Origin of the sequence: Bradyrhizobium sp. 62, from assembly GCF_023073035.1 — a bacterium.
Lineage (GTDB): Bacteria > Pseudomonadota > Alphaproteobacteria > Rhizobiales > Xanthobacteraceae > Bradyrhizobium.
Genome location: NZ_JADPIT010000016.1, coordinates 410,537 through 418,136 on the forward strand (window position 1 = coordinate 410,537; position 7,600 = coordinate 418,136).

At 62.3% G+C, this 7,600-nt stretch carries 6 protein-coding genes; all 6 read right to left on the reverse strand.

Going from position 1 to position 7,600, the window contains the following annotated elements; translation table 11 throughout:
- Nucleotides 1-3: 3 nt before the first annotated feature.
- Nucleotides 4-3,003, reverse strand: coding sequence for an autotransporter domain-containing protein (locus tag IVB47_RS20930; RefSeq protein ID WP_247464074.1), 3,000 nt, complete (start codon nucleotides 3,001-3,003; stop codon nucleotides 4-6).
- Between the two features lie 325 nt (nucleotides 3,004-3,328).
- Nucleotides 3,329-4,369, reverse strand: coding sequence for an aliphatic amidase (locus tag IVB47_RS20935; RefSeq protein WP_247285232.1), 1,041 nt, complete (start codon nucleotides 4,367-4,369; stop codon nucleotides 3,329-3,331).
- A 39-nt stretch (nucleotides 4,370-4,408) separates the two neighbouring features.
- The gene (locus IVB47_RS20940; RefSeq protein WP_247463860.1) at nucleotides 4,409-4,783 is read right to left on the reverse strand and encodes a zinc ribbon domain-containing protein; all 375 of its coding nucleotides are present in this window, start codon (nucleotides 4,781-4,783) and stop codon (nucleotides 4,409-4,411) included.
- Between the two features lie 91 nt (nucleotides 4,784-4,874).
- Nucleotides 4,875-6,104: a formamidase gene (fmdA, locus tag IVB47_RS20945; protein ID WP_247463862.1), complete on the reverse strand. Its 1,230-nt coding sequence runs from the start codon at nucleotides 6,102-6,104 to the stop codon at nucleotides 4,875-4,877.
- Between the two features lie 27 nt (nucleotides 6,105-6,131).
- Nucleotides 6,132-6,821: an urea ABC transporter ATP-binding subunit UrtE gene (gene urtE, locus IVB47_RS20950; RefSeq protein ID WP_247463866.1), complete on the reverse strand. Its 690-nt coding sequence runs from the start codon at nucleotides 6,819-6,821 to the stop codon at nucleotides 6,132-6,134.
- 11 nt (nucleotides 6,822-6,832) lie between these two features.
- On the reverse strand, nucleotides 6,833-7,588 hold the full coding sequence (gene urtD / locus IVB47_RS20955) for an urea ABC transporter ATP-binding protein UrtD (RefSeq protein WP_247463870.1): 756 nt from the start codon (nucleotides 7,586-7,588) through the stop codon (nucleotides 6,833-6,835).
- Between the last annotated feature and the right edge of the window lie 12 nt (nucleotides 7,589-7,600).

The window sequence follows — 7,600 nt, forward strand, 5'->3', positions numbered from 1 at the left end:
CGCCTACCAGGCGTAGCGGACGACGCCCTTGCCGGCGTAAGAGCGGGTGACATTCGAGAACTCCCCCTCGAAAGTCGCCGACGCAGACCAGCCGTTCATCCAGCTCATCTGCACTGCCGCTGTGGTCAGCGCGGAATCGTGCGCCTGGGCGGCGCCGTTCACCACGAACGCGGATCCCGGCAACGTCTGGAAGACCGCACCGACGGTGCGATCCGGATTGTAGTCATGTGCCCAGGCGACGCGGCCGCGCAGGGTCATCAGGCCGCCGGCTGCGGCAAATGACCTGTCCGCGCGCAGGCCGAGCTCGGTGCGGGTGCTGGTCGCGTCCTTGGCGGCATAATTCAGCGCGAAGACGTTGCTGCCGACCACAGCGAACTCCGAATAGCTCGGAAGGCTGAACACGGTGGCCTGGAGCGCCGCATAGGGCGTGAGGCCGATCCACTGCGAGGCATAGCGATAGCCGCCCTCGATACGGCCCGAGAGCGCGTTGGCGTTGAACTGCGCACGCAACTGGTCGACGCCGGCGGCGGTGACGATGCGGTTGGTCGTGACGTCCTGCCAACCATAGGCCAGCGCGGCCGTTATGTAGGCCGATCCCGCCGTATGCCGCACGAAGGCGCCGGCTTGGAACAGGTCGGAGCGGCCCCAGCCGAGTCCGTTGACGTTGAAGCCGGTCGCCCCGCCCGCAAGCGCGAAGCCGGCGATCGTGGACGGCGAGAAGCGGTAGTCGAGGCCGACGGCGGTGCCGTAGACGCTGCTGCTGGTGTTGTTTGAGCCGAGGCCGGCATTGCCGTCGGTGGTCTGCGAGCCACCATAGCCGGCCGCCCACACGTCCCAGCGTTGTTCGAAACTCGTCGGCGGCGTCTTGCTATGGATCGAGGCAAGAGCGTCGCGTGCGTTCTTGTCGCGTGAGCCCTTGCCGGTCGCGGCATACGCGTTCGACTCATCCGCGAGTGGCGTCGCACCCGGTGCGCCGCTACGCCCCGAGCCAAACACGTCGGTGAGCAGGCTGAGAAACAGGTTCATCGCGTTGAAGGTCGCCTGCTGCGAACCCGTCGCCGACTCGCCGGACGCCTGCGTCAGGCCGTTAGGACCGAGGCCCGCAAACTCGGATCTCAGGCCGCCATTGGCGTTGAAGAAATTCTGAAGAGTCGTGGCGACATTCTTCTGATTGACGTTGAGAGCGTATTTCGCACCATAGTCCAGTGTGAAATTGAGATAGACAGCGCCGGCGGGATCGACGGTCGTCGTGCCGATAAGGCCCCCGGGAGCGGCGACACCGGCAAAGTTATCGGTGGCCGAGCCGGAAAACTGCATGATCTTGTATTGCGGTAACACGGTGCTGCCAGCATATAGCGAGACGCCGACGGTGCCGCTCAGGGTGACGTTGCCGAAAACATTGGCAAAGCTCGCGGTAGTTCCGCTGCCGACCTGCACGACGTAGGCCGCACCGGACTGAAAGGCGAGGTCTCCCAGAACCAGCATGCTCGAACCCGGCCTGCCGTCGCCGGGCGCGAAGATGCCTCCAGCAGCGATTGCGGTGTTGCCGACGATTCCGGCGCCGAACAGCGCGCCGCCCGCGTTCACCGTGGTCAGGATCGATTGGGAGATATCACCATCGACCCGCAGGATGCCGCCATTCACCGTCGTGGTACCGGTGTAGGTGTTTGTACCCGAAAGGGTCAGGGTGCCGCTGCCGACCTTTTCAAGTGAGCCGGGGCCTGCGGGACCGCAACCGCAGGGATTGAAATCGCCGATGACGCCGCTGACCTCCGTCGAAAGATTGTTGCCGCCGACGACCAGGGTGTTGCCGCCGCCGATGTAATAGAAGCCGCTGCCCTCGATCGATCCGGCGGTGATGCGGCCGTCGCTGTTCGGTCCGATGCTGTTGCCGAAGTCCACGATGCCCGTGCCTGTGGTGATGAAGCGTGCGTTACCACCGGTGGAATTGTCATAGAAATCGGTCTCGCCACCGTCCTTGGTAATGATCGTGGCATTGCCGGCCGTCGTGAACGCCGCGAAATTGGTGAGGCCATCAGCCTCGTTGATGATCGTTGAGCTGCCCGCGGTCGCCGTGTCGGTTCCGAACGGCGTACCAAATACGGTGGCACCGAAATCCTTGTTCAGGATCGTAGCTGACGCGGCCGAGGATTGCTCAGCAAACGCGGTGCCTCCGTTATTCTGGTTGGTGATGGTGGCCGTGCCCGCATTGGTCCGGCCAAAGAAGCCGATCAAGCCGCCATCATTGACGATGGTCGCGCGGCCGGCCGTGGCGGTGTCGGTCCCACCCCCCAATGGATCTCCGAAATAGATCAGGCCGTTGTTTGTGATCACCATCGAGCTGGCGGAGGTCGCGTTGAGGAACTGCGTCGTGCCGGAGAAACTGTTCGAGAGCGACGTGATGCCCGACGTATCGGCATTGACGACACTGAAGAGCCCGTCATTGACGACCGCGCCGACGATGCTCGCGGTATGCGTCGCGTCGCCAAGCTGCAACGCCGCACACGAACAGATGAAGGTGCCGCCGGTATAGGTGTTGGCGCCGAGCAACGCTAGAATACCGGGTCCCTGAACGTTGATCCCGCCGCTGCCGACGATGCGTGAGCTGATCACGGCCGATGGGTCCGCCGTGCCGGTGACATCGTTGGTATCAAATGTAGTGCCGCCCGAGGCCAGCCGGAGGTCGCCGCCCTGGATGGTGTAGACCGAACCGTCGCCGGTGAGGTCAAAGCCCACGAGGCTCGTGAGTTGCACTCCGCTCGGCGTAACCGTCACCGTGCCGCCCGTTGCGGGCGTCGAGGGAACGCTACTGCCGAACAGCGTGCCGGCTGACAAGGGATCATAGGCCGTACTGACCGAACCGAAGAAATCCGTCCAGTTGGTCGTGGTGTTGTCCCATACACCGCCGCCGCCGTTGACGACGCCGTTCGGCGTGGTCTGCGATCCGTTGAATACCTGCTGCGCCTGGACGGCGTCCGTCGACAGGCAGAGGCCGAACAGCATCGCAACGACGGACGACGCGGCCGCACCCACGCGCAGCCGGCTCTGCCCGCTCGATGGCGACCGAAATTCCACCCCAACGCCCCTTGTCACCGGCGCTCCCAGCCGCGCCGCCGCCAAATTAGGCGACCAGTTCCCTCCGTGAAACTACGGAATCCATGGAATCGGCCGTCGGGGACACAACCGGGGTTGATTCAGCGGGTGATGTTGCAACCGCGCCACGCTTTTGCGAGACACAATTCGCATTCTACGCACATGGGCCTGCGTCAGAGTGTCCACGCACGTGTATGGTGGTTCACATCGACGCCGATGTCAGAGCCATCGTGGCTCAGTAATTCGACGGCGCCGCTTCATTCGGGATGCCGTCGATCGGGCATTCGGCGGTCCCGGGCGTCGCGCGCGTCATCGCCTCGACCATGTCCCTTGTGCCTTCGGGATCGGCGATCCAGTTCTTGTAGAAATCATAGGGGCAGGCGGCGACGCCGCGCGGGCTTTCGCCGGAATTGATCATGCCGGTGTAACCGCGATGGACCAGCTTGTAGAGATGGTTCTGCGACTGGCCGTTGCGGCGCGCATCGCGGATCAGATGCTTCGACAACTGGGCATATTGGATGCCGTAGTCCTCCTCGCCGCACTCGCCGAGGGTGCGGCCGTCGAAGCCGATGATCGCGGAGTGACCGAAGTAGGAATAGACCCCGTCGAAGCCGGCGGCGTTGGCGACCGCGACGTAGACGTTGTTGGCCCACGCCATCGCCTTTGAAATCAGGATCTGCTGCTCCTTGGCCGGATACATGTAGCCTTGGCAGCGTACGATCAACTCGGCCCCTTTCATGGCGCAGTCGCGCCAGATCTCCGGGAAATTGCCGTCGTCGCAGATGATCAGGCTGACCTTCATCCCCTTCGGGCCGTCGGAGACATAGGTGCAATTGCCGGGATACCAGCCCTCGATCGGCACCCACGGCATGATCTTGCGGTACTTCTGTACGATCTCACCCTTGTCGTTCATCAGGATCAGGGTGTTGTAGGGCGCCTTGTTCGGATGCTCCTCGTGGCGCTCGCCTGTCAGCGAGAACACGCCCCACACCTTGGCCTTGCGGCAGGCCTCCGCAAAAATCGCGGTCTCTTCACCGGGCACCGCGCAAGCGGTCTCGTACATCTCCTTGGAGTCGTACATGATGCCCTGGGTGGAGTATTCCGGGAAAATCACCAGATCCATGCCGGGAAGGCCGGTCTTCATGCCCACCACCATGTCGGCGATCTTGCGGGCGTTATCGAGCACCTCGGCCTTGGTGTGCAGGCGGGGCATCTTGTAGTTGACCACCGCGACGCCGACGGTGTCGTTGCTGCTGGAGATGTCACCGTGAAGCATTGAATTGCTCCTCTACTGTGTTTGAGATTGTTGCGTGAATCAGTGACTGATCATCCAGGGCCGCGCGGTGGGAAAACCCTTCGCACCGCTCCTGGTCTTGGTCACCAGCCGCGCCGGCTTTTTCTTGTCCGACGAGTTTTTTGACGAATTCTTGCCCGTGGAGCAGCAGCCGCAACCGGGACCGTGCGAGGCCTTGTATTGCGCCAGCGTCTGCGGCGCGTGCGTGCTGCGCTCGTTGACGGCGTGAGCTTTTCGTTTTTCCGAGGGCATGCAGAAGAAATTCGGCGCGGTCAGAATGACGCGCGGCGCCATGATTTCACATTGCGGACAGACCTGCGGATCGTCGCATTCGGCCATCGGGCGCATGTCTTTGAACGGACCGCAATCGTCACAGAGATATTCATAGACCGGCATCGCAATCATCCCTACGCTGTTGTCTGTGAGAGAACTGCCGCGGCGGATGCGGGGCGGCAGATACGCCGTCCCGCATCCCGTCGCGCAGGGATTACTTGTCCGGCGAGATCGGCATCTGGATATCGCCCTTGATGTGCTTGATCGGACCCGCCGAGGACGGCATCACGTCGAAGTCGAAGATTTCCGTCGGCAGCCATAATGTGGCGCAAGCGTTGGGCACGTCGACCACGCCGGAGATGTGGCCCTGAACCGGTGCGGTGCCGAGGATCGAATAAGCCTGGGCGCCGGAGTAGCCGAACTTCTTCAGATATTCGATCGCATTCAGGCAGGCCTGGCGATAGGCGATGGTGACGTCGAGATAATGCTGCTTGCCGGCCTCGTCGACCGAGATGCCTTCGAAGATCAGATAGTCCTTGTAGTTCGGGGTGATCGGCGACGGCTTGAAGATCGGATTCTTGACGCCGTACTTCGCCATGCCGTCCTTGATCACCTCGACCTTCAGATGCAGCCAGCCGGCCATCTCGATCGCCCCGCAGAAGGTGATCTCGCCGTCGCCTTGGCTGAAGTGCAGATCGCCCATCGAGAGACCGGCACCCGGCACGTAGACCGGGAAGTAGACCTTCGAGCCGCGCGAGAGGTCCTTGATGTCGCAATTGCCGCCATGCTCACGCGGCGGCACGGTACGTGCGCCTTCAGCGCCGATCTTGTCCTTGACGTCACCCTTGGCGCGGCCGCCATGAGCGGTCGGCGCGAATGGCGGGTTCGCCAGTCCAGGCACGCGGGTCGGGTTGGTCGCGATCAGCTCGGCCTCGCGCTTGTTCCAGGTGTCCAGCATCTTCGGATCGGGCAGACAGCCGATCAAGCCGGGATGGATCAGGCCGGCGAAGTTGACGCCCGGAATATGCCGCGACGAGGTGTAGAGGCCCTTGATGTCCCAGATCGACTTCTGCGCCAGCGGGAAATGGTCGGTGAGGAAGCCGCCGCCATTCTGCTTGGAGAAGAAGCCGTTGAAGCCCCACATGCTCTCCTTCATCGGACCGACATCGAGCAGGTCGACGACGAGCAGGTCGCCGGGCTCGGCGCCCTTGACGCCGATCGGGCCGGAGAGGAAGTGCACGATCGACAGATCGATGTCGCGCACGTCGTCGGCGGAATCGTTGTTCTTGATGAAACCGCCGGTCCAGTCATAGGTCTCGATGATGAAATCGTCGCCGGGATTGACCCAGGCTACGATCGGAATGTCGGGGTGCCAGCGGTTATGCACCATGTCATTTTCATAGGCCGACTTGGTGAGATCGACCTTGATCAGTGTCTCTGGCATCGAGATGCTCCCCTTTTATACGGTTGGCTAGACGGACAGATATTTCGAAACCTGCGCAGCATCGACGGCGTCGCGCGGATCGTCGCGGACGATCTCGCCGTTCTCGATCACCAGCACACGGTCGGCGATATCGAGCGCGAAGCTCAGGACCTGCTCGGACACGACGATCGAAAGCCCCTTCTCGTCGCGGATGCGCTTGAGCGTGCGCGCCATCTCCTTGATGATCGACGGCTGGATGCCTTCGGTCGGCTCGTCCAGCAGCAGCACTTTTGGCTTGGTCGCCAGCGCGCGAGCGATCGCGAGCTGTTGCTGCTGGCCGCCGGAGAGATTGCCGCCACGACGATCCTTCATTTCCAGCAGCACCGGAAAAAGTTCGTAGATGTCGCGGGGCACCTCGGCTCCGCCGGAGACCACGAGGCCGGTCTCGATGTTCTCCTTCACCGTCATGGTGGAGAAGATCATGCGGCCCTGCGGCACGTAGGCGAGGCCCTTGGCGACGCGCGCGTAGCTCGGCAAGGCACCGAGCTCGGCGCCCTCCATGGTCACCGAGCCGCTCTTCGTAGGCAAAATGCCCATCAGCGATTTCATCAGCGTGGTCTTGCCCATGCCGTTGCGACCCATGATCGCCACGATCTCGTTGGGCGCGACCTTGACGTTGAGCCCGTGCAGCACCTCGCTCTGACCGTAGGCGACGTGAAGATCAGAAATAGCCAGCATCGTCGCGCTCCTTAGTGACCGAGATAAACTTCGACGACCTTGGGATCGTTCTTCACCTTCTCCATGGTCCCTTCCGAGAGGATCTGGCCCTGGTGAAGCACGGTGACCTTGTGCGCGATGTCCTCGACGAACTTCATGTCGTGCTCGATGACGAGCACCGAGCGGTTTTTGATGATGCGGTTGAGCAGCTCGGCGGTCTTGGTGCGTTCGGACACGCTCATCCCGGCGACGGGCTCGTCGAGCATCAGCAGGTCCGGGTCCTGGATCAGCAGCATGCCGATCTCGAGCCATTGCTTCTGGCCATGACTGAGCTCGGAGGCATAGGTGTTGAGCTTGTCATTGAGGAAAATCATCTCGGCGACCTCTCCGACGCGTGACCTCACCGGCTGGTCACGCTGGAAAGTGAGTGAGCCGAAGACGGTGCGGCCGCGCGGAAACGAGATCTCGAGATTCTCGAACACGGTGAGGTCTTCGAACACCGACGGCGTCTGGAACTTGCGGCCAACGCCGGCCTTGACGATCTCGTTTTCCTTCAGCTTGGTCAGCTCGGTACCGCGAAACTGGATCGAGCCTTCGGTCGCCTTGGTCTTGCCGCAGATCAGGTCGAGCACCGTGGTCTTGCCGGCCCCATTGGGGCCGATGATGACGCGGATCTCGTTCTCCTCGATGTAAAACGAGAGGTCGTTGACGGCTTTGAAGCCGTCGAAGGAAACCGTCAGTCCGGAGACCGCGAGCAGGAATTCCTTGGGCTGATGACCGACGAGCATGATCTATCTCCT